Genomic DNA, 22832 nt, shown 5'->3' with positions numbered 1-22832 from the left:
CGTGACAGCCGAACGAGCCACGTCACAGCGTCACAGAACCTCCGGCGGCGTGTTGCCCGCGGCCACGATCGCGCGCCGCACCGGCACCAGCCAGGCGAGCACCAGCCCCGCCGCGAAGAAGATCACCAGCGCGATGATGGCCAGCCGGAACGACCCCGTCGCCTGCCCCACCCCGGCGAACAGCAGCGGCCCCAGCCACGACGTCCCGCGCTCACCCACGACGTAGAGCGAGTAGTACTGCGCGTCCTTGCCCGCCGGGATCATCTGGCTGAACAACGACCGCGACAACGCGTTCGTCCCGCCCAGCACCAGCCCGATCCCGACCGCCACCGCGAGGAACTGCACCATCTGCTTCGGCTGCACGAAGTACGCCCCGGCCAGCACCACGACCCACAGCACCAGGCTGCCCAGGATCGTCCGCTTCGCCCCGATCCGCCGCGCCACCAGCCCGTGCAACGTCCCGCCCAGGTACGCCACGAACTGGATCACCAGGATCGTCACGATCAGGACCTCGTTGCCGAACTTCAGCTCGTCCTTGCCGTACTGCGCCGACACCGTCACCACGGTGTTGATCCCGTCGGTGAAGACCAGGTAGCTGCCCAGGAAGGCCAGCGTCAACGGGTACGCCTTCGCCGCCACGATCGTCTGCCTCAGCTCCGCGAACCCCGCCCGCAGCACCGACCTCCCCGGCACGACGTCCACCGGGGTGTGCCGGCGGGGGAGCGCCCGCACCGCCGGGATGGTGAACAGCGCCCACCACAGCCCCGAGGTCAGGAAGCAGATCTGCACCGCCAGGTCCTTGCTCACGCCGACGGCGTCGTGGCCGAGGTAGAGCCCCAGCTGCAACACCAGCGCGAGCCCGCCGCCCAGGTACCCGAACGCCCAGCCCTTCGCCGAGATGTCGTCCCGCTCGTCCGGCCCGCCGATGTCGACCAGGAACGAGTAGTAGACGACCAGCGAACCGCCGTAGCCGATGTTCGCGATGATGAACAGGACCACGCCCAGCTGCCAGTCCGACCCGGCGAAGAAGAACATCGCCGCCGCGGCCGCCGCACCCAGGAACGCGAACCCGCCCAGGATCCGGCGCTTGTTGTGGCTCCGGTCGGCCACCGCCCCCGCGATCGGCAGCACCAGCACCTGCACCACCGTCGCCACCGACAGCAGGTAGCCCCACACCGAACCGGCCGGGAAGTGCAGCCCGAACAGCGTCACGTCGCAGTTGTGCAAAGTGTCCGGCTGGCCCGCCGCGTCGAGGCACGCGCGGTCCCCGTTAAGGGTGAAGTTCGACTTCGCGTCCGCGGCCGCGATCGTGCTCATCGAAAGGGCGCCGAACACCGTCGTCGTCGACGAATAGAACGGCGAATTCGCCCAGTCGTAGAAATACCAGCCCCAGCGCTCGCGCTGGGTCGAGCGCGTTCCGGCCAGCGTCATCCACGGCTCCTTCACCTCGAAGATCAGCAGGTCAGCGCGGAGACTACGGGGCGCATCCGAACGCGGGGGACCGGACCGCCAAACCGTGTCCGCTTTGTCGCTTCGTGATCATCCGCCACTTCCGGGGCAATCACGGTCGGCGCGTCACCGCGTGTCGCTGACTCGTGTGAACAGAGTTTCATGTGAGACTCAGGCGGGCAGTGTGTCCCTTGTGGTCAGTGGGACACGCTTCTACTGTGCTTCCATGATCCAGAACCGGAGACGCACCACCGCGAGAATCCTGCTTCTCGCCATCGCCGCCTTGGGTCTGCAGCTCACCATTCCCGCCCTCGCCGCCGCGGACCCCGCGTCCACGGCCTGGGCCAAGCTCCGCATGTGCGAGTCCAGCGGCCGCTACGCCACCAACACCGGCAACGGCTACTACGGCGCCTACCAGTTCGACCTGCCCACCTGGCGCAGCGTCGGCGGCGCCGGCCGCCCCGACCAGGCCGCACCGTCCGAACAGGACTACCGCGCCCTCTACCTCTACCGCATGCGCGGCTGGCAGCCCTGGCAGTGCGCCGGCATGCTCAAGCTCGCCGGCGACGCCGACGCCCGCAGCAAGCGCGTCCCCAGCTACGCCGAAGCCGCCTACATCGGCGGCGGACCGGCCCCCGCACCCACCCCGCCGCCCCCGAACGGCAAACCGCCGTGGCCCGGCGTCGTCTACGCCTTCGGCGACTGCGCCGCCCCGCTCAAAGCCTTCCAGCTCCGCATGAACGCCTTCGGCTACGGCTTCACCGGCACCGGCTGCTACTACGAAAAGACACGCACCGCCGTCCTCGACCTCCAGCGCGCCAACGGCATCAAGGACAGCGGCCTGCTCGGCCCCAAGACCTGGGAAGCCGCCTGGAACGGCAAGCCACCCCGCTGACGGTCACGGCTCCTGGGACCGCTGCCAGGAGCCGCGCTCGATCAGCACCTCACGCAGAAGATCCGGCCGGTCCGTCACGATCCCGTGCACACCCAGGTCCAGCAACATCCGCATCTCCGCCGGATCATCGATGGTCCACGTGTGCACCTCGATCCCGGACCGCCCCGCCATCGACAGGAACGCCTTGTCCACCACCCGCAGCGCCCCCTGCCGCACCGGCACCTGCGCCATCGCACCCAGCACCAGCCGCCCCAGGGGGAGCAGCGGCAGCTTCCCCCGCGCCCACAACGCGAACGCCGACCGCGGCCCCATCGCCGTCACCAGCTTCGGGCCCGCCAGCTTCCGCAACCGCACCAGCCGCGCGTCCGAAAACGCCGCCGCGGCCACCCGGTCGTGCGCCCGCGTCCGCTCCAGCACCTCGACGAACGGCGTCACCGCCTGATCAGCCTTCACGTCGATGTTGAACCGCGCGTCCGGCAGCTCCTCCAGCACGTCCTCCAGCCGCGACAGCGGAGCCCGCCCACCCACCTTGACGTTCTTCAGCTGCTCCCACGTCTGCGTCGCGATCGCCCCCGACCCGTCGGTCGTCCGGTCCAGCCGCGCGTCGTGGTGCACGACCACCACACCGTCCGCCGTCGCGTGCACATCCGTCTCGACGTACCGGTACCCTTCCGCACACGCCCGCCGGAACGCCGGCAGCGAATTCTCCAGCCCGTCGAGCTCGTCGAGGTGCCACCCCCGGTGCGCGAACGCACGGGGGAGCGGATCGGCCAGGTACGGAAACGACGACTGCATCCCTCAAGTGTGCACTTCCGCCATGACCCCGGCATGAGCAACCGGTGGCCAGCTAGGGTCTCCCTGGTGAGGGAAGCCGCCGAACTAGCCCAGCCCGTCCCCGTCGAAGTCGCGCCCGCCCGCCGCGGCGCGCCCCGGCACTGCGGCTGGTGCGGACGACGCCTCCCCGAAGCCGGCAACGTCGGCCGCCGCCGCCGGTACTGCGGCCAGTCCTGCCGCCAACGCGCCTACGAACGCCGCACCGCACTGCAGCGAAGCGGCCTGCCCGAGGACGCCGTCGTGCTGTCCGACACCGAAGTCGCCGCCCTCCAGGACCGGCTGTTCCAGCTCCGCTGCGCCGCGGAAGACATCGTGACCGCCGCCGACGACGGCGCCGACGTCCGCGAGTTGCGGGCCCTGGCCGACGACATCGCCCGCGCCGCCAAGGACCTCGAACAGCTCCGCTGACCGGTACGGCCAAGGACGTTCGGGCACATCTTGCACACCCCGTCACCTTGCCGGTACGCAAAGGATCGCCCCCGGCCACCCGCGCCTGAAACCCTGACGCTCAGTACCCGTCGGTGAGCTGAACGTGGGGGATGAGGCGGATGACGGAACGCGCGCGGGCCTGGGCGAGCGTCGACAGCACGGACACACCCACCTACCGGGACGTCGTCACCGCCCACCTCGCCGCGGCCTCGCGGGTCGTCGACCTCCACCACGCCGACCTCGCGACCACCCTGATGGGGGACTGGGCCGACCGGCCCGTCACCGACTTCGACCACCAGCCGTCGTTCGCCGCGAACGACGGCTCACCCGTCGAGTTCTCCTTCGCCCTGACCCGCACCGGCGCCGAAGCCAGGATGGGCTTCGAAGCCCTGGACACCGCCGAACGCCTCACCGACCACCACTTCATCCGACGGCTGCCCACCGCCGACGTGACCAGGCTGCACCTCATCGAAGATCTCTTCACCCCGGCAGGCGGCCTGTTCTCGATGTTCTGCGCGACCGCGCTCAGGACCGGCACGCCGCTGTTCAAGGTGTACCTCGACCCCTCCGCGGGCGGACAGCCCCACCGAACCGTCGCCGAAGCCATGGACCGCCTGGGGCTCCGCGCACCGTGGACCGACGCACCCCACCACGAGATCGCGGTCTTCGCACTGGACCTCGACGCCGCACCCGAAGCCAGGGTCAAGCTCTACCTCCGCCACACCGGCAGCGACCCGGCCGACCTCGAGCGCGTCGCCGCCCTCGCCGACGACCACCAGCCGGACCTCTTCACCAAGATCCTCACCCGCGTCTACGGCCACCCCACCACCGACCTCGCCAAAGCCCCCATGACCTGCCTGGCTTTCCGGGGGAGCAGCCCACGCCCCGCCTCGGCCACGCTCTACTGCCCGCTCGACCCCAACCTCGACAACGACGCCGAAGCCGCCGCCCGCGTACTCGATCTCCTGGAACTCTCCGGCATCGCCCCGGACCACTTCCACGCCCTCGCCACCGCCATCTCCGGAACCGACCTCACCCGCGCACACCGGCTCAGCTGGCTCAGCTACAAACAACCCGAAGACCCCGTCGTGACGATCTACGCCGGCCTCGACGGATCACCCCGGTGACAGCCCGTCCAACGCCCGGTACGTCCGATTGCTCGCCGCCGCCGCACGTTGCTCCCGGCCCGTCGCCTCGATGTAGTTCTGGCTCGTCGCCAAGCTCGCGTGCCCCAGCAACGCCATGATCTCCGACGCCGTCGCCCCGTCCTCCGCCAACCGCGTCGCGAACGTGTGCCGCAAAGCATGCAGATTCGCCCCCACCGGCACCCGGTCGTGCAACCCCGCCCCCCGATAACACGACTTCACCAGGTACTCCAGCGCACCCCGCCCGATCGGCTCACCCGACCGATCCAGCAGCAACGGCGAACCAGGGGAGAACCGCACACTCGAAAACCGCACCCGGCACGACTCCCGGTACCGCTCGATCAACTCCGCCAGCACCGGCTGCACCGGAATCGACCGATCCCGGCTGCCCTTCCCCTTCACGTGCAACCGCAGCTCACCCGCACGCCCCACCAGCGACCGCGCCGTCAACGCCCGCATCTCCGCCGCCCGCAACCCCGCCACCAGCCCCAGCGCGATCACCAGCACATCCCGCTCCGGCCACGGATCCCGCGCACGCCGCGAACCCGCGGCCGCCGCCGACAGCAGCTGCTCCGGGGTTTCCTCGCCCCGCAACGGTTTCGGCGTCAACGCCGGCGTCCGCGGCCGCGCCACCGCACCCATCGGATTGCCCTCCAGCAGCCCGTCCGCCACGCAGAACGTCAGGAACTGGTTCCACGTCGACCAGGCCCGCAGCACCGAGCTCTTCGCATGGCCGTCGGCGAACACACCGAACACCGACCGCAGCGCCGGGCCGGTCAGATCGGCGACGTCCAGGTCTTCGGCCGGGCGGCCGAGCTGGGAAACCAGGAGAGTGGTGATCCCGGCGAGGTCACGGCGGTAGGCATCGGTGGTGTGCGGAGAGTCCTTGCGGGGCCGGCGGGCCGCGAAGAAGGCTTGCTGGGCCTCGGAAACCTTCATGTGGATCTTCTACAGCACGGCACCGACAATTCCGGTCGCCGGGTCACCTCCCATTTCATGCATAATCGCCATTATGCATGAAATGTCGGTTTGGTCCGGAATGGCCCTCTTGGGGGATCCGAGACCCTCGGAGGGCCATTCAGGGCTCGAATCCGCCCTCTGAGTGCCCGCGGCGGGGATGCGTACATATGTTCGAGCGCCACGGAGATCGCTCTGGACCGCCTATGGGTCACCCGGGGGCGAATCGGCCGCCAGGACGCCCGCGGACATGTCGCCAACCGCCGTCTCAACGCCGGAGCATCTGACATAGTTTCGTCACCGTGACGTTTTGAGGTCGGGTGGCAGCGCATCCGATCGTCGACTTCAGGGGATGCTCCTGCGGCCTCCCGAAGGCGTCTCCAGGGGCCCTTGGCGGCCAGTACGTCGGAAGGCTCAACGAGAAACCTCAGGAGAAGTCGTCCTGACGAACCGGACGCACTGCTCGAAGGCCGGCTTCGGCACCCCTACCGACTCTTCGGCGCAGCGTGTCCCCAAGTGCCGATAATGTACATTATGTCAAGTAGTCGATCCGAGAGCCTCCCCTCAGAACCCCATCTGCTGGCGTAGCGTCGTGAGGGTGTGCGAGTACTCGACCGTGCTCTCCACGTCCGACACCGCGACGCCTTGGATGAGCGCGTCAGTCCCGTCGGTGAGTGCGGTGCGATGAGGACGACCGTGACGTGGGCTTCTGGTGCACGGCAAGCACTACGAGGCCGTCGACCCGCCGGCGCCGGATCACCGGCTGATGTCGCCGGACTCATTGGTGCGTGTCCCCCGGGCTCGCCGCGGCGTGCGGAAGGCGGCCGGGGGCAGAGAAGTCCGTCGACGTGCGCACCGCGATCCACGCGGCGATGTCCGATCACCTCGGGCGGCCCGACTCCGTCTGCACCCACCCGGACGAGCGGGTCCCGGAGCCGGACCAGTGGTCGACCACCCTGTCCAGCTGCGTCGACCTCACCACCGGCGACTACTACGTCGCGCCGGGCTTCCCCTTGTCACCACGATGTCCCTCTCCCCCAGACTCACGATCGGCGCCTTGGCGCGATCGGGGTCCTGTGCGCGGCCTGCGGTGGCCGGGTCCTTCCGGCGCCGCGGCCGACGCCAAGGCGAACGTGAAGCTGGTCGACGCGACCCCGGCCGCGACCGGGCCACCAGGTTGGTGGCCAAGGAACCGACCAACCTCGATCTGTCCAATGCGGACGCCGACTACTTCGCCGACGAGCTCGACCACGTGCTGACGGAGGGCTGGTAAGCGCGTCAGTGCCAGTCGCTGATCGCGACGTCGTGCGGGTCCGGGGCGCCCTTCCCGGTCTCCAGCAGCTGCTTGAGGCTCATCAGGAAGATCGCCCACTTCGTGCTGCAGTGGTGCATGAACTCGGCGGCCTCGCGCCAGCCTTCGTGCTTGAACAGGACGATCGTGTAGTCGCCGCGCTGTTCGATGTCCCAGCGGATCGTCGTGCCGACCCACTCGGGCGGTCCGTCGACGACCTCCCAGCGGACGAGCCGGCCCGGGTCGAGCTCGGTGACCTTCATGTCGAAGCCGCCGGCGGTGAACCGGAACGCGATGACGCCGCCGAGCTCGACGTCGCCCACGGTCTTGTGGGCCCACCACGCGGACAGGCCGTCGAGGGTGGTGACGGCCTCGTAGACCTTCTCCGGCGTGGACTTCTCGATGCCGATGCGGTGCAGGATGTCCATGGTCGTGCCTCTCTAGAGGTTCTTCTGGATGGTTTCGGCGATGCGCTTGATGCGGCGGAGCCGGGCGTCCCAGGCGGCGCCGACGTCGGCCAGCTGCGCGACGGCGCGGGCGAGCTGAGCTTCGTCGACGCGGTACTGCTTCTCGCGCCCGGCGGCCGTCGCGTGCACGAGGCCGACGCGGTCGAGGACGGTGAGGTGCTTCGCGACGGCCTGGCGGGTCACCGGGAGGTGCTCGCTCAGGCTCGTGGCGGTCGCGCTGCCGTCGTTCAGCAGCAGGTCGAGCAGGCGGCGCCGGGTGGGGTCGCCGATGGCCGACCAGAGGTCGTCGTCCACGGCGGTGCTCACGGGGTCGCGGCTCCCACCTTGACGGTGTACGCGGGCAGGCGCGGGAGGAAGTGGTCCCAGCCGCTGACGTGGTCGGCGTACTCGGCGGCGATCTTGGCTTCGTCCCAGCCGCGCTCGCGGAAGCCGGTCTCGGTCATCCGCAGGCGCGTGCCGGTCCCCGAGGCTTCGAGCTCGAAGACGACGAGGAACGAGTTGCCGGGCGCGGCCGTCTCGCCCTCGGCGTGAGCCCAGCGGAAGGAGAAGAGCTTCGGGGGGATGGCGTCGACGACGGTGAACTGCACCCAGCTGCCGCCGAAGCCGATCCGGCCCGCACCACCGGGTTCGACGGGGTACTCGGCCTCGTCGGGCCACCACTCGCGGAGGTGTTCGGGGCTGCTGACGACGTCGAAGACCACGTCGGGGGTGGCGTCGATGTGGATCTCGCGGTCGAGTGTTCCGTATTCCATGCCGGGCTCCTAGTGCAACGTTTGGTTGCGTGTCACGTTAGCGGTGCCGGCGGCGATGTGCAACCATCGGTTGCATGAAGGTCCTTCTGGACCCACGCGACGTCGCGCCAGGCGCCGTGCTTCCAGCCGACCCGGCGGTAGACGCCGACCGGCTCGAACCCGAGCGCGCGGTGCAGGCCGGCGCTCGCGTCGTTGGGCAGGGCCATGCCCGCCAGGGCGCGGCAGAACCCGCGCTTGCGCAGCCGTTCGAACAACGTCTCGTACAGCGCGCGGCCACCGCCGGTCCGGCGGCGGCCGCGTTCGAGGTAGATGCTCGTCTCGCACGACCACCGATAGGCGGCACGCGCGGCGAAGGAATGGGCGTAGGCGAAGCCGGAGACGGCACCGTCGTCTTCGAGGACGAACCAGGCGTGGGCCTGGGCGATCCGGCGAGCCATCTCTTCTGCCGACGGTGGCTCGTCTTCGAAGGAGATGACGGTGTCGGTGACGTAGGGCGCGTAGATGGCGGCGCAGGCAGCCGCGTCTTCAGGGGTGGCGTCTCGGATCAGCATGGCTCATATGGTAGCCAGTACAGGTCGTATAGTATCAACCCATGACCGATCCCCTGACCACTCGCCTGGCCGCCACCGTGCACGCCGCACGGACGTCCCGAGGGCTCTCGGCGGCCGCTCTGGCCGAGGCGTCCGGGGTGTCGCGGGCGATGATCGGCAAGATCGAGCGGGGTGACGTCCAGCCGACGGCGGCGTTGCTGGCGAAGCTGTCGTCGGCGCTCGGGATGACGCTGTCGGAGCTGATCGCGCGAGCCGAAGGCGACGAGCGGCGGCTGGTGCGCGCGGCCGAACAGCCGGTGTGGGTGGACCCGGACACCGGGTACCGGCGGCGCGCGGTCTCCCCCGCCGGCGGCCGTCCGCTGGAGCTGGTCGAGATCGAGCTGCCCGCCGGCGCGGAGGTGCCGTTGCTCGCCAGCGGGTTCCTGCACCAGCAGATCTGGGTGCTGGACGGGCACCTGCGCCTGCGCGAAGGCGCCGAGGTGCACGAGCTGGACGCCGGGGACTGCCTGCAGCTGGGGACCGCGCCGGAGCGCGTGTTCACGAACCCGGGCTCGCGGCCCTGCCGCTACCTGGTCGCGCTGGTGCCGCGCGCCACCTGACCAGGTGATCCGGCGTGCCCTCGCGCGCTCGGACCGCTAACTTCGCGCGGTGCGTCGACTGCGGAGGATCTGGTACCAGTGCGCGGAGTTCCTGCTGGTACTGCTGGGATTGGGCTGGCTCATCGCCCCGGACACCGGGCTGGACGTGGTGTTCCTGCTGGCGTGGGACGTGCTGGCGGTGGCGGTGATCGTGACCCGGTTCGTGCGTATCCGGCGCTACCGGCTCGCGGGTGACGGCGAGCCGACGTGGCTGCACAGCCTGCTGGGCCGGCGCTCGAGCTTCGCGGCGACGCTGCTGGTGAGCGTCGTCGGGATGTCGGCGGGCTTCCTGATCCTCGTGGCGAACGTGATCGCCGAGGAGGACGACGAGTACGCGTCGGTGCTGCAGATCAGTGCGGTGCCGGCGGTGCTGGCGGCGTGGATCCTGCTGCACTTCGGGTACGCCGACCGCTACGCGCACCTGCACTACCGGGCCGCCCCGGGATCCGGACTGCGGTTCCCGGCGACGGAACGGCCGAACCTGCTGGACTTCGCCTACTTCGCGTTCACCGTGGGGACGTCGTTCGCGACGTCCGATGTGGAGGTTCAGGCGCGGCCGATCCGGTACACGGTGCTGACGCACAGCGTGGTGTCGTTCGTCTACAACACGGCCATCCTCGGGATCGCGGTCGGCGTGATCACCGGGAAATAGCGTCGATGCCGGTGAGCTCGGCCGACAACGCCCACAGCCGCGCGGCCTGCTCGGGGTCGACGGCGTACTCGCGGACGCCGACACGGTGGCGGACCGCGGTGACGCCGTCGTCCGCGGGCGCGGGCTCGGCGATGTCGCAGTCTTCGAGGTAGACCCCGCCCATACCGTCGAGCTGAGCGGAAGTCGCGGCCCAGACCTGGGTGGCGGCACCGGCCTCGACGGTCTTGAAGTAGTCGGTGGGGTTGCCGTGTTCGTCGAGCCAGCCGTGGGCGCGCCATTCTTCCCGCGGGATGTGGCGCAGGAGGTTGGTCATGATCGAGCCGGGGTGCAGCGCGAAGGCCCGCACACCGCGATCCCGGCCGAGGCGGTCGAGGTGGACGGCGAACAGGACGTTGGCGGTCTTGGCCTGCCCGTAGGCGAGCCACCGGTCGTAGTCGTGTCCGAAGTGGACGTCGTCCCAGCGGACCGGCGAGAAGTGGTGGCCGCGCGAGGAGACGGAGACGACGCGGGCGCCGTCGGCGATGGCCGGCCAGAGGTGGTTGACCAGGGCGAAGTGGCCGAGGTGGTTGGTGGCGAACTGGGCTTCCCACCCGGGGCCGACGCGGGTTTCGGGGCAGGCCATGATGCCGGCGCTGCCGACGACGAGGTCGAGACGGCGGCCGGAGTCGAGGAAGCCGCCGGCGAAGGCGCGGACGCTGTCGAGGTCGCCGAGGTCGAGCTCGCCGACCTCGGCGTTCGGGATCCCGTCGAGGGCGTCCTCGGCCGCGGCGCGGCGGCGGGCGGGGACGACGACGCGGGCACCGGCGTCCGCGAGAACGCGGGTGGTCTCCAGGCCGATGCCCGAGTAGCCGCCGGTGACGAGGGCGAGCTTGCCGGTCAGGTCGACGCCGGCGAGGACCTCGGCCGCGGTGCTGGAGGCCCCGAAGCCGGAGCCGATCTTGTGCTGCGGAGTGGTCATGGGTTCGACGGTAGGAGCTGGAGCGCGCTCCAGCGCAAGCGCGAGAATGGCGGCGTGGAGCGGGTGCTGGTGCTGGGGTGCGGCGGGTCCGGGAAGTCGGTGTTCGCGCGGGCGCTCGGGGCGCGGACCGGGTTGCCGGTGGTGGAGCTGGACGGCGTGTTCTGGCAGCCGGGCCCGGCCGGGTTGTCCCGGGCGGAGTGGGTTGCGCGGCAACGGGAGCTGGTGGCGAGTCCGAAGTGGATCCTCGACGGTGATCTCGGTCCGTACGACGTGCTGGAGGTCCGGGCCGCGGTGGCGGACGCAGCGGTGCTGCTGAACCTGTCGCCGGCGCGGTGTGTGTGGCGGGCGGTGCGGCGGGGTCGTGAGCGGTGGGACTTCTGGTCGTGGGTGCTGAGCTACCGGTGGCGGCACCTGCCCGCGGTGCGGTGCGCGCTGGCCGCGTCGGGCGTCGAGGTGGTGGAGCTGCGGTCGCCGCGGGCGGTGCGGCGGTTCCTCGGCGAGCGTTGACTGAAGCAATGAATCAGTGCTTCACTTCTTGACGTGCCCTACCGCCGCACCCCGAAGGTCCAGGAACGGCTCGACGCCCAGCGCGAGACGATCGTCGCCGCGGCGACCGAACAGCTTGCCGACCTCGGCTACAGCGGCTGCTCCGTCGCCGCCGTCGCCGAGCGGGCCGGGGTGGCCGTCGGGAGTGTCTACCAGCACTTCCCCACCAAGGCCGACCTGGTCGTGCACGTGTTCCGGCAGGTCGTCACACGGGAGGTCGAGGCAGTCCGGGCCGCCTCCGCGCGGCCCGGTGAACCCGCCGAACGCGTCCTCGCCGTGTTCGAGACCTTCGCCCAGCGCGCCCTCAAGGCTCCCCGGCAGGCCTACGCCCTGCTCGCCGAGCCGGTCGACGCGCGGATCGATGCCGAACGGCTCGAGTTCCGGCGGGCGTTCACCGAGGTCGTCGCCGAGCACGTCGCCGCCGGGGTCCGGCAAGGCGTGCTGCCGCCCCAGGACGGCCGGCTCACCGCCGCCGCGCTGGTGGGTGCCGCCGCCGAAGTCCTGATCGGCCCGTTGACCAGCGGCAACGCCGGTGACGTCGCCGAGCTCCGCACGTTCGTCGTCCGCGCTCTAGGAGGTTCCGATGCCCGCCACGCATGAGGTCACCAACCAGGTCCCGACGCTGCAGGGCCACGACGTCGCCGACGACCCCGCGCTGCTGGCCGGGCTCGAACGAGCCGGCGCGGGCTGGGCGTCGGACGAGCTGCACGAGCTGGGCCGGCTCGCCGGCAGCGAGCAGGCCCAGGAGTGGGGCCGGGTGGTCAATGAGAACGAGCCGGTGCTGCGCACCCACGACCGCTACGGCAACCGGATCGACGAGGTCGAGTTCCACCCGTACTGGCACGACCTGATGACCGTCGCGGTGTCGCACGGCCTGCACGGCACGCCGTGGCAGGACCCGCGCGAAGGCGTGCACGCGGCCCGGGCGGCGAAGTTCTACGTGTGGGGGCAGGTCGAGGCCGGGCACAGCTGCCCGATTTCGATGACCTACGCGGCGATCCCGGCGCTGCGGGCCAACCCGGAGCTGGCCGCGCGGTACGAGCCGCTGCTGGCCTCGACCGAGTACGACTTCGGGCTGCGCGAACCGAGCACCAAGCGCGGCCTGATCGCGGGCATGTCGATGACCGAGAAGCAGGGCGGCTCCGACGTCCGCGCCAACACCACGACGGCGACCCCGGGCGCCGACGGCAGCTACACCCTCGTCGGGCACAAGTGGTTCACCTCGGCGCCGATGTCGGACATGTTCCTGACACTCGCCCAGGCGCCCGGCGGGCTCTCCTGCTTCCTGCTCCCCCGCGTCCTGCCCGACGGCTCGCTCAACCCGATCCGGTTGCAGCGGCTGAAGGACAAGCTGGGCAACCGCTCCAACGCGTCGTCGGAGATCGAGTACGACCACGCCGTCGGCTGGCTCGTCGGCGAGGAGGGCCGCGGGGTCCGGACCATCATCGAGATGGTCAACAACACCCGCCTGGACTGCACGCTCGGCAGCGCGTCCGGCATGCGCCTGGGCGCGGTCCGCGCGATCCACCACGCGACCCACCGGCACGCCTTCGGCAAGGCCCTGGTCGACCAGCCGCTGATGGCGAACGTGCTCGCCGATCTCGTGGTCGAGTCCGAAGCGGCGACGACGGTGGCGATGCGGCTGGCCGCGGCGGGCGACCGGCGCGACGACGCCCAGGAGCAGGCGTTCCGGCGGCTCGGGCTCGCGGTGTCGAAGTACTGGGTGTGCAAGCGGGCGCCGATGCACGCGGCCGAAGCCCTGGAATGCTTCGGCGGCAACGGGTACGTCGAGGAGTCGGGCATGCCGCGGCTCTACCGCGAGGCACCGCTGTCGTCGATCTGGGAAGGCTCGGGCAACGTCGCCGCGCTGGACGCGTTGCGCGCCATGGGCAAGCAGCCGGAGACGGTCGCGGCGTTCTTCGCCGAGGTCGAGCGGGCGGCCGGCGGCGACAGCCGGCTCGACGACGCCGTCGACCGCGTCCGCAAGGAGCTGACCGACCTCGACGCGATCGAGTACCGGGCGCGGCGGGTGGTCGAGGCGATGGCGCTGGTGCTGCAGGGATCGCTGCTGGTGCGCCACGGCCACCCGGCGGTCGCGGACGCGTTCTGCGCGTCCCGCTTCGGCGGCGACTGGGGCATCGCGTTCGGCACGTTGCCGGCCGGGGTCGACACGGGCGCGATCATCGACCGCGCGGCGGTGCGCTGAGTCAGCCCAGCGCGTCCAGCGCCCCGGCGACCGCGGCGGCCTTGAGCTCCGCGACCGGGGCGTCGGGGAACTGCATGCAGACGTCCTGCAGGCCGCCCAGTGCCAGGATCGCGCGCGCCTGCTGTTCGAGGGTCGGGGAAGGTCCGCACATCAGCCCGGTGAGCCGGGTGCGCCAGGCCAGCACCTTGTCGATGAGCCCGAGGTCGGCCAGCGTCGGCATCTCGGCCAGCAGCATGACCACGTCCGCGCGGTGGCGGTAGTTGAAGTCGAAGAACCCTTCGATCAGCTCCCGGACCGGCGCGTCGCCGCGGGCCTCCTGGTCGAGGAGGAACTTCTCGCCGTCGTCGAGCATGGGCTGGACGATGCTGCGGACGAGGTCGTCGCGCGACGGGAAGTGGTAGTAGAGCGCGGGCTTGGTGATGCCCAGCCGGTCGGCGATGTCCTGGAGGCTGGTGCGCTGCACCCCTTGGGTCGTGAAGAGGTCGCGCGCGGCGTCGAGGATGCGCTGCTTGGTGTCGGAGGGTTTCGGCACGGACCCAGCATAACTGACTTAACGATAGGTAAGGAGCTGTGGTACAACTTACCTACCGTTAAGTCAGGGAGGTACTCATGCGGATTCTCGTCTCGGGCGCCAGCATCGCGGGGCCGGTGCTCGCCTATTGGCTCACCCGTCACGGCTTCGACGTCACCGTCGTCGAACGCGCCCCGGCGCTGCGCAAGACCGGCGGGCACGCCGTCGACCTGTTCCGGCCCGCCATGGAGATCACCGAGAAGATGGGCGTCCTGCCCCGGGTCGAAGCCCTCAAGACCGGTACCACCCGGATGACGCTGTACCGGGAAGGCGTCCGCCGCCCGTCGCGGGTGGACCTGTCGAAGATCTACCGCGCCACCTCCGACCGGCACGCCGAGATCATGCGCGACGACCTCAGCGAGATCTACTACGACGCCGGCCGCGACGACGCCGAGTACCTCTTCGGCGACTCGATCACCGCCCTCTCCCCCGACGGCGACGTCACCTTCGAACACGCCGCACCCCGGAAGTTCGACGTCGTCGTCGGCGCCGACGGGCTGCACTCGAACGTCCGGCGCCTGGTCTTCGGTGAGGAAGCCGGCCTGACGAAGTTCATCGGCGCCTACCTGGCCGTGCTCTCCATGCCGGACACCTCCGGCCTCGGCGACGGCGAGACCGTCCTGCACCTCGGCCCCGGCCGCACCGCCGGCGTCTACAGCGCCCGGCACCTCGACGAAGCCCGCGCGGTGTTCCTGTTCCGCCGCGACGAGCAGCTCGACTACCACCACCGCGACGTCGCGCGGCAGCAGGAGCTGCTGCGCGAGGCCTACGCCGGGATGCACCCGCAGGTCGACGGCTGGCTCGCCGAACTCGCCGGCCCCGGTCCGTTCTACTTCGACTCGATCACCCAGCTCGGCCTCGAGACGTGGTCACGCGGGCGCGTCACGCTCGTCGGCGACGCCGGCTACTGCCCCGGCCCGGCCGTCGGCGGCAGCACCAGCCTCGCGGTGCTCGGCGCGTACGTCCTCGCCGGCGAACTGGCCGCGGCCGGCGGCGACCATGAACGCGCTTTCGCCGCCTACGAAAGCGAAATGGGCGAGCTGGTGCGCAAGAGCCGCGCGTTCGCCGTCGGCGCCGCCCGGAGCCTGATCCCCGGCTCGCGCGCCGGGGTGTGGGCACTGGCCCGCGGCGGCCAGCTGGTCTCCGCCCTGCCCGCCCGCGTCACGACGGCGCTGGCGAAGCTCAACACCGGCGGCGTGCGGATGCACGACTCGATGCGGGTCAAGGACTACGCCGTCACGCCCGTGGCCTGAGCCCGTCGACGAGGACCGCGACCATCCGCTGGTTGTACTCCAGGTCCTCGCCGCGCACGGGCTGGCAGAGCAGGGCCACGGCGTGCAGGAGGTCTTTCGCGCTGACGTCGGCGCGGACCTCTCCCGCCGCCGCTTCCAGCAGGGCCGCCAGTACCGGTTCCATCCGCTGCATGAAGTAGCCGGGCAAGGCGTCGAACGCCGGGTCGCCCGAGTGCAGGGCCGCGGCGAACCCCCGTTTCGTGCCGACGAACTCCGTGTAGCGGCGCAGCCACCTGTGCAGTGCCTCGGCCGGCTCGTGGCCCGCGCTGAGCGCCGGTCCGGCCTGCGCCACGACGTCGATCTCGCGCTGCAGCACTGCCGCGACCAGGTCCGCGCGCTGCGGGAAGTGCCGGTAGAGCGTGCCGACGCCGACCCCGGCGAGGTCGGTGATCTCCTTGGCCGGCGCGTCCACCCCCGAGGTCGCGAAGACGCTCTTCGCCGCCTCCAGCAAGGCGTCGACGTTGCGTTGCGCGTCGGCGCGCCGGCGTCGCGGCTCTTCGGGCATGGCGCTCCTCCGGGTAGCTAAGCGGAAAGCCTTTCCGTATAGTTGTGGAAAAGCTTTCCGGTTAAGGCTACCCGAGGAGTCCCCATGCAGTACCGCACCCTGGGCCGGACCGGCATCAAGGTCAGCCCCTACGCACTGGGCACGCTGATGTTCGCGACGTCGCTCGGCAACGCCGACCCCGCCGACTCGGCCCGCGTCCTCCACAAGGCCCTCGACGCCGGCATCAACTTCGTCGACACCGCCGACGCCTACGGCGACTCCGAGGAGATCGTCGGCAAGGCACTGGAAGGCCGCCGCGACGACGTCGTGCTCGCCACCAAGTTCGGCCGCCCGACCGGCCAGGACCCCAACCACCAGGGCGCGTCACGGCGCTGGATCGTCACCGCCGTCGAGAACTCGCTGCGGCGCCTGCGGACCGACCACATCGACCTCTACCAGCTGCACCGCCCCGACCCCGGCACCGACCTCGAGGAAACCCTCGCCGCGCTCACCGATCTCCTGCGCAGCGGCAAGGTCCGCGCGATCGGCGCGTCCGGCACCCCCGCGTCCGGCATCGTCGAAGCCCACTGGATCGCCGAACGCCGCGGGCTCACCGGGTTCCACACCGAACAGCCGGTCTACTCCCTGCTCAACCGCGGCATCGAACGCGAGGTCCTGCCCGTCAGCCGCCGCTTCGGCATGGGCACGCTGGTCTGGGGACCGCTCGGCCAGGGACTGCTCACCGGCCGCCCGCACGACGAACTGCGCCGCGCCGCCCTGGTCCGCCACCTCAACGACGAAACCCGGCTCGACGTCGTCGCGAAGTTCACCGCCCTCGCCGCGGAAGCGGGCCTGCCCATGACCCACCTCGCGATGGCGTTCACGATCGCCCACCCCGACGTGACGAGCGCGCTGCTGGGGGCCCGCACGATGGCCCACCTCGACGACCTGCTCGCCGGCCTGGACGTCACCCTCTCCGACGACCTCCTCGACCGCATCGACGAGATCGTCCCGCCGGGCACGGACGTCGGCACCCTCGACCAGACGTACCAGACGCCGGCGCTGACGCAGGCGGAGCTGCGCCGCCGCCCGCTCGCCGACCGCGCCGCGGCCTGAGCCAGGCGGACCGGGGCACGGACAGAAACCGGCGCCGGAAGAAACCGGGCGGGCGCGCGGGTGAATCGGCACCGCGCGCCCGCACCCCCAGTGGGTCCCGGCGGGGAAACCCCGCCGTCGCGGACAGGAGACACCGGGGAGCGCGCTGGATACCGCACGGTCCCCATGAAAATCCCTGGCCAGGCGCGGGTTCTCCGCGTGAAGAACCCTCAGCCGAGCAGCAGGCCCGGATCGGACTCCGGCGGGCCCGCGGGCCACCACTCGCCGCCCTCGCGCCGGTACGGGTGCCACCGGCCCCGGCGGTCCAGCCGCACCTGCACCTCCCCGGCCGTGCACCGGTTGCGGTCGAACACCGGCGCCTCGTCGGTGACGTCGGCGAGCGCGGCCCGCGCGGCCGCCAGCGCCGCCTTCGGCGGTGTCCACGGCGAGTCGAGCACCTCCAGGCCCGCGCGCCCGCCGTGCGTCCACGCCGCCACCGCCCGGTCGAACTCCGCCCCTTCGCCCAGCCGCGACGCCGTCGCGGGGAACTCCGCGGCCAGCCGGACCGTGTCGGGCCGCCGTCCCGGCCACGGCTCGCCCGCCAGCAGCGCCCGCGCCTGCGCCGACGCGTTCGCCGCCAGCAGGGCGAAAGCCGCCGCGGGCACCCCGGGCGCGGCCGGGATCGACGGCGCCCCCGACGGCCGGAACTCCGCCGGATCCGGCAGCTCACCCGGCGTCCGGTCCTCGACGAGGAGGTCCTCCCGCGGCGCCGTGCGGCTCTCCAGCTCCGCCCGGATCTCCCGTTCGCCCTTGCCGCGCATCAGCAACAGCACGAACGGGTCCGCGTCCAGCAGCCACGACGCCTGGAACGACAACGCCGCCGCGTGCCGGCACGGCAGCTCCCAGCCCGCGCAGTCGCACTCCGGATCCAGGTCGCCGATCCCCGGCAGCAGGTGGACGCCGGCGTCGTCGGCCGCCGCCACCAGGTCCGGCGGCATGTCCCGGTCCAGCAGCGCCGCCAGGTGCCCCGCGCGTGAGGCGACGCGGTCGAGGAAGCGCGTCCAGTCCACTTCGGACAGTTCCGCCAGTCGCAGCTCCGTGTGGAACGGGCCGCCGTCGACGTCGTCCACCGCCGCCGCGATCCGGCCCGGGCTCACCGTGATCGGCCCGACCAGCCCGGCCGCGGCGTACCGGCGGCCGGCCTTGAGCTGCCGCAGATCGAGCGCGGTGTCCTCCATCGCGCTCAGCCACGCCCGGCCCCACCACGACTTCGCGAAGCGTCCCCGCGCCCCGGCGGCTCCGAACGCGGGGAAACCGCGCACCGCTTCGTCGCTCATCCGCGGCTCCTCAGCTCGACGAGCTCCGCGAGCTCGGTGTCGGTCAGTTCGGTCAACGCAGCCTCGCCACCGGCCAGCACCGCGTCGGCCAATGCCCGCTTCTCCCGCAGCATCGCCGCGATCCGGTCCTCGACGGTGCCTTCGGCGACGAGCCGGTGCACCTGCACCGGCCGGGTCTGCCCGATCCGGTACGCCCGGTCGGTCGCCTGGTCCTCCACCGCCGGGTTCCACCAGCGGTCGAAGTGCACGACGTGGTCGGCGCGCGTCAGGTTCAACCCGGTACCGGCCGCCTTGAGCGACAACAGAAACACCGGCACCTCACCGGCCTGGAACCGCTCGACGAGCTCCTCGCGACGCGCGACCGGGGTGCCGCCGTGCAGCAGCAGCGTGCCGACGCCCCGCGCGGCCAGGTGCTGCTCCAGCAGCCGGGCCATGGCGACGTACTGGGTGAACACCAGCACCGCGCCACCCTCGGCGAGGATCGTGTCCAGCAGCTCGTCGAGCAACTCCAGCTTCCCCGAACGGCCGCCGGGCTCCTTGAGGTACTGCGCCGGGTGGTTGCAGATCTGCTTGAGCGCGGTCAGCAGCTTCACGATCCGGCCGCGGCGCGCGATCCCGTCGCTCGCGGCGATGTCGGCCATCATCTCCCGCACGACCGCCTCGTACAGCGCCGCCTGCTCCGGGCTCAGCGCCACCGGCCGGTCGGTCTCGGTCTTCGCCGGCAGCTCCGGCGCGATCCCCGGGTCGGACTTGCGGCGTCGCAACAGGAACGGCCGCAGCAACCGCGACAGTCGCTCGGCCGCGGCGGGGTCCCCGGCCTCGATCGGTTTCGCCCACCGCGTCCGGAACTCGCTCAGCGAACCCAGCAGGCCCGGCGCCGACCAGTCGAGGATCGCCCACAGCTCCGAGAGCGTGTTCTCCACCGGCGTGCCGGTCAGCGCCACCCGCGCGGCCGCGGGCACCAGCCGCAGCGCCTTGGCGGTGCCCGACCGGTGGTTCTTGACGTGCTGGGCCTCGTCGGCGACCAGCAGCCCCCATTGCACTTGGGCCAGCGGTGCCGGATCGGCGCGCAGCGTGCCGTAGGTGGTCAGCACGAACCCGTCGAGCTCCTCGAGCGAGCGCGCGCCGCCGTGGAAGCGCCGCACCGGCACGCCCGGGGCGAACCGGCGGATCTCGCGCTCCCAGTTGCCCAGCAACGACGCCGGGCAGACCACCAGCGTCGGCCCGGACGCGCGGTGCAGGTGCAGCGCGATCAGTGTGACCGTCTTGCCGAGGCCCATGTCGTCGGCGAGACAGCCGCCGAGGCCGAGGCCGGTCACCGTGGCCAGCCACTGCAGCCCGCGCAGCTGGTAGTCCCGCAGCGTCGCGGCCAGCCCGGCCGGCGGCGACTGGGGTTCCGGCGGTGCGGACAGCCGTTCCTTCAGCCGCGCGAGCCAGCCTTCGGTGACGACCTCGACCGGCTCGCCGTCGACCTCAGTGGTCCCGGTCAGCACCGCGCCCAGCGCGTCGACCGGGGTGAGCGGCTTCAGCGTCCGCTCGCGCGCCTTCGCCGCCAGCGCCGGATCGACCAGCACCCAGCGGTCGCGCAGCCGCACCACCGGACGGCGGGCCTCGGCCAGTGCATCCAGCTCCGCCTCCGTCAGCACCTCGCCGCCCAGGGCGAGCTGCCAGTCGAACTCCAGCGCCCGCCCGCCGCCGAAGAACGACGGCAGGTCACCCGGCGCGTCGCCGGCGGTCACCACGGCCCGCGCGGTCAGCGACCCCGCCAGCTCGGCCGGCCAGTGCACGTCGATGCCCACCGCCGCCAGGCGTGGTGCCGCGGCCGCGACCAGTTCGGTCACGTCGTCTTCGCCCAGAGCCAGTTCGTCGGGGACGGCCGAGGTGAGCAGCGGGCTCAATGCCGGCCAGACCTGCGCGCCGCGCCGCAGCGCCAGCACGACGTCGATGCGCGCGCGTGGCCCGAACCGGCCCGTCTCCCACAGCTCGGCCGCGTCGGCGATCTCGGCGTCGCTGTGCACTTGGACGATGGCGTGGAAGCGGCCGGTGTCGAAGCCGTCCGGCGCCTCGACGCGCAAGGACACGCGGATGCCCGAGTCGAGCCCGGCGGCCAGTTCGTCGGCCCAGTCCCGCACGGACTCCGCGCGTTGCGGCGCGACGGCGGCGAACAACCGAGACCCGGCCGCCTTCACCGCGGCGGGCGTGCGGGGCAGCGTGTCGGCGACAGCGTCGAGGAACGCCCGCAGCAGTAGCCCCGGCGCGCGTTCCTCCGCCGGCATCGCGGCCGCCAAGTCCCGCAGCCACGCGGCTTCCGCCGGTTCCAGTGGTCCGACGCGCCAGGCGTCGTGGCCGGCCTCGGTGACGCCCGGCAGCAACCGGCCCGCCGCGACCAGCAGCAGCGCGGCCTTCGCCGCCGTCGCCCAGAACGCGTCGGTACCGTTCAGCAGCTCCGGGAGGCCGTCCACAACGGACAGATCGCGGCCGTCGACGACCAGGCGTCCCGCCCGTGGGGGTTCACCCGGTCGGAATTCGATGTTCAGTTCCCCAGCCTCCCGTATCGGCGCACGGACAACGGCACGAAGACCGCGAGCAGCACCAGCGGCCACACCACCGCCATCAGCACCGAATGCGTGCTCACCCAGGACGTCCCGGCCGCGCCCGGGTTGCCGAACAGCACCCGCGCCGCCGTCACCGTGGAGGACAACGGGTTCCACTCCGCCACGGTTCCCAGCCACGCCGGCATCGTCGCGGTCGCCACGAACGCGCTGGAGAGGAACCCGAACGGGAACTCCAGCGTCTGCGCGAGCGTCACCATCGACGGGTCGGTCGTCAGCAGGCCCAGGTAGATCCCGGCCCACACCAGCGCCGTGCGCAGCAGGAGCAGCAGCCCGAACGCGGCGACGGTCTCGGCCGGGCTGCCGTGGGGCTGCCAGCCGACGGCGAACCCGCACCCCAGCAGCACGGCCAGCGCGAGGACCGCGTTCGCCAGGTCCGCGGCCACCCGGCCGGTCAGCACCGCCGACGGCGCCATCGGCAGGGACCGGAACCGGTCGGTGACGCCCTTGGTGGCGTCGTCCAGCACCGCGATCATCGTCCCCGACAGCCCGAACGCCATGGTCATCGCGAACATCCCCGGCATCAGGAACTCGCGGTAGGAGCCGCCGCCGGGCACGGTCATCCCGCCGCCGAGCAGGTACGCGAAGATCAGCACCATCAAGATCGGGAACGCCACCACGGTGGCCAGCCGGGCCGGCCGCCGCGCCAGGTGGGCGAGGTACCGCTGGGCCAGCGTCCAGCCGTCTTCGAGCGCCCATCTCATCGCGCCACCCCCGTCAGCTCCAGGAACACCTCGTCGAGCGTCGGCTGCCGCAGCGCCACGTCGGCGAACGACAGCTCGGTCGCCGCCAGCTCGCGCACGACGTCGGTCAGCATCGACGGCTCGGCCGGCACGCTCACCTTCAGCTCCTCGGCGACCGGCTCGGCGCCGGTGACCCGGGCCAGCAGCGCCGTCGCCGCGGCGACGACGTCCGGGTCGGTCAGCACCAGCTCGATCCGGGTCGCCCCCAGCGAGCCCTTCAGCTCGGCCGGCGTGCCTTCGGCGATCACGCGTCCGTGTTCCACCAGGGAGATCCGGTCGGCGAGCCGGTCGGCCTCCTCCAGGTACTGCGTCGTGAGCAGCACGGTCGTGCCGTCGGCGACCAGGGACCGCACCGCCCGCCAGACCTCGACGCGGCTGCGCGGGTCCAGCCCGGTCGTCGGCTCGTCGAGGAACAGCACCCGCGGAGCCGCCAGCAGCGACGCGGCCAGGTCCAGCCGTCGCCGCATGCCGCCGGAGTACGCCGAGACCGGCTTGCTCCCGGTGCCGGCGAGCCCGAACCGCTCCAGGAGGTCGTCGGCGCGGCGGGTGGCTTCGCGCCGGCCCAGGTGGTGCAGCCGGCCGAAGAGCACCAGGTTCTGCCGTCCGGACAGCAGTTCGTCGACCGCGGCCTGCTGGCCGACCAGCCCGATCGCCGAGCGCACTTTCGCCGATTCGGTGGCGACGTCGAAGCCGGCGATCCGGGCGGTGCCGCCGTCGTGGCGCAGCAGCGTGGACAGGACGCGGACGGCCGTGGTCTTGCCCGCGCCGTTGGGTCCGAGCAGGCCGTGCAGGGACCCGGCGGGGACCGAGAGAGTGAAGCCATCGAGGGCGTACGCGTCGCCGTAGCGCTTGCGAAGTCCCTCGGCGTGGATCTGCGGAGTCATCCTCCCCCTTAACTCTGTACTGTGTACGAAGTAGAGCGTAACAC

General features: G+C 71.7%; 24 protein-coding genes. 10 read left to right on the top strand and 14 right to left on the bottom strand.

What is annotated here, in order from left to right; translation table 11 throughout:
* Nucleotides 1-30: 30 nt before the first annotated feature.
* Nucleotides 31-1431 carry an MFS transporter gene (locus ACZ7PG_RS38850; RefSeq protein WP_470244186.1) on the bottom strand — a complete coding sequence of 467 codons (1401 nt, stop codon included), beginning with the start codon at nucleotides 1429-1431 and terminating at the stop codon, nucleotides 31-33.
* A gap of 244 nt (nucleotides 1432-1675) precedes the next feature.
* On the opposite strand from ACZ7PG_RS38850, the gene ACZ7PG_RS38845 reads away from it, so the two are divergent.
* Nucleotides 1676-2344, top strand: coding sequence for a transglycosylase family protein (locus ACZ7PG_RS38845; RefSeq protein WP_470244185.1), 669 nt, complete (start codon nucleotides 1676-1678; stop codon nucleotides 2342-2344).
* 3 nt (nucleotides 2345-2347) lie between these two features.
* Here ACZ7PG_RS38845 and ACZ7PG_RS38840 read toward each other — a convergent pair whose 3' ends face one another.
* Complete coding sequence (locus ACZ7PG_RS38840) at nucleotides 2348-3139, bottom strand: glycerophosphodiester phosphodiesterase (protein ID WP_470244184.1); 792 nt, start codon at nucleotides 3137-3139, stop codon at nucleotides 2348-2350.
* 66 nt (nucleotides 3140-3205) lie between these two features.
* Between ACZ7PG_RS38840 and ACZ7PG_RS38835 the strand changes: the two genes are divergently transcribed.
* The gene (locus tag ACZ7PG_RS38835; RefSeq protein ID WP_470244183.1) at nucleotides 3206-3586 is read left to right on the top strand and encodes a hypothetical protein; all 381 of its coding nucleotides are present in this window, start codon (nucleotides 3206-3208) and stop codon (nucleotides 3584-3586) included.
* Between the two features lie 140 nt (nucleotides 3587-3726).
* The gene (locus ACZ7PG_RS38830) at nucleotides 3727-4734 is read left to right on the top strand and encodes a tryptophan dimethylallyltransferase family protein (RefSeq protein WP_470244182.1); all 1008 of its coding nucleotides are present in this window, start codon (nucleotides 3727-3729) and stop codon (nucleotides 4732-4734) included.
* Here ACZ7PG_RS38830 and ACZ7PG_RS38825 read toward each other — a convergent pair.
* The 5 genes from ACZ7PG_RS38825 to ACZ7PG_RS38805 form a co-directional block, all read right to left on the bottom strand.
* On the bottom strand, nucleotides 4723-5691 hold the full coding sequence (locus ACZ7PG_RS38825; RefSeq protein ID WP_470244181.1) for a tyrosine-type recombinase/integrase: 969 nt from the start codon (nucleotides 5689-5691) through the stop codon (nucleotides 4723-4725). The genes ACZ7PG_RS38830 and ACZ7PG_RS38825 overlap by 12 nt on opposite strands.
* 1296 nt (nucleotides 5692-6987) lie before the next feature.
* Nucleotides 6988-7428, bottom strand: coding sequence for an SRPBCC family protein (locus tag ACZ7PG_RS38820; RefSeq protein ID WP_470244180.1), 441 nt, complete (start codon nucleotides 7426-7428; stop codon nucleotides 6988-6990).
* Between the two features lie 12 nt (nucleotides 7429-7440).
* A complete protein-coding gene (locus ACZ7PG_RS38815) occupies nucleotides 7441-7773 on the bottom strand; it encodes an ArsR/SmtB family transcription factor (RefSeq protein WP_470244179.1) in 333 nt (110 codons plus the stop codon).
* On the bottom strand, nucleotides 7770-8219 hold the full coding sequence (locus tag ACZ7PG_RS38810) for an SRPBCC domain-containing protein (RefSeq protein ID WP_470244178.1): 450 nt from the start codon (nucleotides 8217-8219) through the stop codon (nucleotides 7770-7772). The genes ACZ7PG_RS38815 and ACZ7PG_RS38810 overlap by 4 nt, the downstream gene beginning before the upstream one ends.
* A gap of 32 nt (nucleotides 8220-8251) precedes the next feature.
* Nucleotides 8252-8770: a GNAT family N-acetyltransferase gene (locus ACZ7PG_RS38805; RefSeq protein ID WP_470244177.1), complete on the bottom strand. Its 519-nt coding sequence runs from the start codon at nucleotides 8768-8770 to the stop codon at nucleotides 8252-8254.
* A gap of 41 nt (nucleotides 8771-8811) precedes the next feature.
* Here ACZ7PG_RS38805 and ACZ7PG_RS38800 point away from each other — a divergent pair, with 41 nt between their 5' ends.
* Both ACZ7PG_RS38800 and ACZ7PG_RS38795 read left to right on the top strand, forming a co-directional pair.
* Nucleotides 8812-9369, top strand: a complete 558-nt coding sequence (locus ACZ7PG_RS38800) for a helix-turn-helix domain-containing protein (protein WP_470244176.1) — start codon at nucleotides 8812-8814, stop codon at nucleotides 9367-9369.
* Between the two features lie 49 nt (nucleotides 9370-9418).
* Nucleotides 9419-10060: a DUF1345 domain-containing protein gene (locus tag ACZ7PG_RS38795; RefSeq protein WP_470244175.1), complete on the top strand. Its 642-nt coding sequence runs from the start codon at nucleotides 9419-9421 to the stop codon at nucleotides 10058-10060.
* On the opposite strand, the gene ACZ7PG_RS38790 is transcribed toward ACZ7PG_RS38795, so the two are convergent.
* Nucleotides 10047-11018: an SDR family NAD(P)-dependent oxidoreductase gene (locus ACZ7PG_RS38790; RefSeq protein ID WP_470244174.1), complete on the bottom strand. Its 972-nt coding sequence runs from the start codon at nucleotides 11016-11018 to the stop codon at nucleotides 10047-10049. The genes ACZ7PG_RS38795 and ACZ7PG_RS38790 overlap by 14 nt on opposite strands.
* 54 nt (nucleotides 11019-11072) lie before the next feature.
* Here ACZ7PG_RS38790 and ACZ7PG_RS38785 point away from each other — a divergent pair, with 54 nt between their 5' ends.
* The 3 genes from ACZ7PG_RS38785 to ACZ7PG_RS38775 are packed head-to-tail and all read left to right on the top strand — an operon-like array spanning nucleotide 11073 to nucleotide 13770.
* Nucleotides 11073-11525, top strand: a complete 453-nt coding sequence (locus ACZ7PG_RS38785) for a P-loop NTPase family protein (protein ID WP_470244173.1) — start codon at nucleotides 11073-11075, stop codon at nucleotides 11523-11525.
* 33 nt (nucleotides 11526-11558) lie between these two features.
* Nucleotides 11559-12164 carry a TetR/AcrR family transcriptional regulator gene (locus ACZ7PG_RS38780; RefSeq protein ID WP_470244172.1) on the top strand — a complete coding sequence of 202 codons (606 nt, stop codon included), beginning with the start codon at nucleotides 11559-11561 and terminating at the stop codon, nucleotides 12162-12164.
* Nucleotides 12148-13770, top strand: a complete 1623-nt coding sequence (locus ACZ7PG_RS38775; protein ID WP_470244171.1) for an acyl-CoA dehydrogenase family protein — start codon at nucleotides 12148-12150, stop codon at nucleotides 13768-13770. Before ACZ7PG_RS38780 ends, ACZ7PG_RS38775 begins: the two co-directional genes overlap by 17 nt.
* A gap of 1 nt (nucleotide 13771) precedes the next feature.
* Here ACZ7PG_RS38775 and ACZ7PG_RS38770 read toward each other — a convergent pair whose 3' ends face one another.
* Nucleotides 13772-14302, bottom strand: a complete 531-nt coding sequence (locus tag ACZ7PG_RS38770; protein ID WP_470244170.1) for a TetR/AcrR family transcriptional regulator — start codon at nucleotides 14300-14302, stop codon at nucleotides 13772-13774.
* 77 nt (nucleotides 14303-14379) lie between these two features.
* Between ACZ7PG_RS38770 and ACZ7PG_RS38765 the strand changes: the two genes are divergently transcribed.
* Entirely contained in the window at nucleotides 14380-15594 is a 1215-nt protein-coding gene (locus ACZ7PG_RS38765) for an FAD-dependent monooxygenase (RefSeq protein WP_470244169.1), read from the top strand.
* On the opposite strand, the gene ACZ7PG_RS38760 is transcribed toward ACZ7PG_RS38765, so the two are convergent.
* On the bottom strand, nucleotides 15578-16138 hold the full coding sequence (locus tag ACZ7PG_RS38760) for a TetR/AcrR family transcriptional regulator (RefSeq protein ID WP_470244168.1): 561 nt from the start codon (nucleotides 16136-16138) through the stop codon (nucleotides 15578-15580). The genes ACZ7PG_RS38765 and ACZ7PG_RS38760 overlap by 17 nt on opposite strands.
* Nucleotides 16139-16222: 84 nt before the next feature.
* Between ACZ7PG_RS38760 and ACZ7PG_RS38755 the strand changes: the two genes are divergently transcribed.
* A complete protein-coding gene (locus ACZ7PG_RS38755; RefSeq protein WP_470244167.1) occupies nucleotides 16223-17233 on the top strand; it encodes an aldo/keto reductase in 1011 nt (336 codons plus the stop codon).
* A gap of 209 nt (nucleotides 17234-17442) precedes the next feature.
* Here ACZ7PG_RS38755 and ACZ7PG_RS38750 read toward each other — a convergent pair whose 3' ends face one another.
* The 4 genes from ACZ7PG_RS38750 to ACZ7PG_RS38735 all read right to left on the bottom strand — a co-directional run bounded on the left by ACZ7PG_RS38750 (nucleotide 17443) and on the right by ACZ7PG_RS38735 (nucleotide 22788).
* Nucleotides 17443-18549 carry an SWIM zinc finger family protein gene (locus ACZ7PG_RS38750; protein ID WP_470244166.1) on the bottom strand — a complete coding sequence of 369 codons (1107 nt, stop codon included), beginning with the start codon at nucleotides 18547-18549 and terminating at the stop codon, nucleotides 17443-17445.
* A complete protein-coding gene (locus tag ACZ7PG_RS38745) occupies nucleotides 18546-21011 on the bottom strand; it encodes a DEAD/DEAH box helicase (protein WP_470244165.1) in 2466 nt (821 codons plus the stop codon). Before ACZ7PG_RS38745 ends, ACZ7PG_RS38750 begins: the two co-directional genes overlap by 4 nt.
* Nucleotides 21012-21082: 71 nt before the next feature.
* Nucleotides 21083-21865 carry an ABC transporter permease gene (locus ACZ7PG_RS38740; protein ID WP_470244164.1) on the bottom strand — a complete coding sequence of 261 codons (783 nt, stop codon included), beginning with the start codon at nucleotides 21863-21865 and terminating at the stop codon, nucleotides 21083-21085.
* Nucleotides 21862-22788 (bottom strand): ATP-binding cassette domain-containing protein, encoded by a 927-nt coding sequence (locus ACZ7PG_RS38735; protein ID WP_470244163.1) that lies wholly within the window; start codon nucleotides 22786-22788, stop codon nucleotides 21862-21864. The genes ACZ7PG_RS38740 and ACZ7PG_RS38735 overlap by 4 nt, the downstream gene beginning before the upstream one ends.
* Nucleotides 22789-22832 lie beyond the last annotated feature (44 nt).

The organism is Amycolatopsis sp. NPDC114504, assembly GCF_055633595.1.
The sequence above is the reverse complement of the archived record's forward strand: the minus strand, read 5'-3'. Positions and strand labels throughout refer to the sequence as shown.

Bases quoted from the DNA above. Each gene is read 5' to 3' on its own strand.
- ACZ7PG_RS38750 (WP_470244166.1), bottom strand. From the start codon at position 18,549: ATGAGCGACGAAGCGGTGCGCGGTTTCCCCGCGTTCGGAGCCGCCGGG.
- ACZ7PG_RS38760 (WP_470244168.1), bottom strand. From the start codon at position 16,138: ATGCCCGAAGAGCCGCGACGCCGGCGCGCCGACGCGCAACGCAACGTC.
- ACZ7PG_RS38845 (WP_470244185.1), top strand. From the start codon at position 1,676: ATGATCCAGAACCGGAGACGCACCACCGCGAGAATCCTGCTTCTCGCC.
- ACZ7PG_RS38790 (WP_470244174.1), bottom strand. From the start codon at position 11,018: ATGACCACTCCGCAGCACAAGATCGGCTCCGGCTTCGGGGCCTCCAGC.
- ACZ7PG_RS38840 (WP_470244184.1), bottom strand. From the start codon at position 3,139: ATGCAGTCGTCGTTTCCGTACCTGGCCGATCCGCTCCCCCGTGCGTTC.
- ACZ7PG_RS38810 (WP_470244178.1), bottom strand. From the start codon at position 8,219: ATGGAATACGGAACACTCGACCGCGAGATCCACATCGACGCCACCCCC.
- ACZ7PG_RS38830 (WP_470244182.1), top strand. From the start codon at position 3,727: ATGACGGAACGCGCGCGGGCCTGGGCGAGCGTCGACAGCACGGACACA.
- ACZ7PG_RS38820 (WP_470244180.1), bottom strand. From the start codon at position 7,428: ATGGACATCCTGCACCGCATCGGCATCGAGAAGTCCACGCCGGAGAAG.
- ACZ7PG_RS38775 (WP_470244171.1), top strand. From the start codon at position 12,148: ATGCCCGCCACGCATGAGGTCACCAACCAGGTCCCGACGCTGCAGGGC.
- ACZ7PG_RS38765 (WP_470244169.1), top strand. From the start codon at position 14,380: ATGCGGATTCTCGTCTCGGGCGCCAGCATCGCGGGGCCGGTGCTCGCC.
- ACZ7PG_RS38825 (WP_470244181.1), bottom strand. From the start codon at position 5,691: ATGAAGGTTTCCGAGGCCCAGCAAGCCTTCTTCGCGGCCCGCCGGCCC.
- ACZ7PG_RS38735 (WP_470244163.1), bottom strand. From the start codon at position 22,788: ATGACTCCGCAGATCCACGCCGAGGGACTTCGCAAGCGCTACGGCGAC.
- ACZ7PG_RS38805 (WP_470244177.1), bottom strand. From the start codon at position 8,770: ATGCTGATCCGAGACGCCACCCCTGAAGACGCGGCTGCCTGCGCCGCC.
- ACZ7PG_RS38755 (WP_470244167.1), top strand. From the start codon at position 16,223: ATGCAGTACCGCACCCTGGGCCGGACCGGCATCAAGGTCAGCCCCTAC.
- ACZ7PG_RS38850 (WP_470244186.1), bottom strand. From the start codon at position 1,431: ATGACGCTGGCCGGAACGCGCTCGACCCAGCGCGAGCGCTGGGGCTGG.
- ACZ7PG_RS38800 (WP_470244176.1), top strand. From the start codon at position 8,812: ATGACCGATCCCCTGACCACTCGCCTGGCCGCCACCGTGCACGCCGCA.
- ACZ7PG_RS38740 (WP_470244164.1), bottom strand. From the start codon at position 21,865: ATGAGATGGGCGCTCGAAGACGGCTGGACGCTGGCCCAGCGGTACCTC.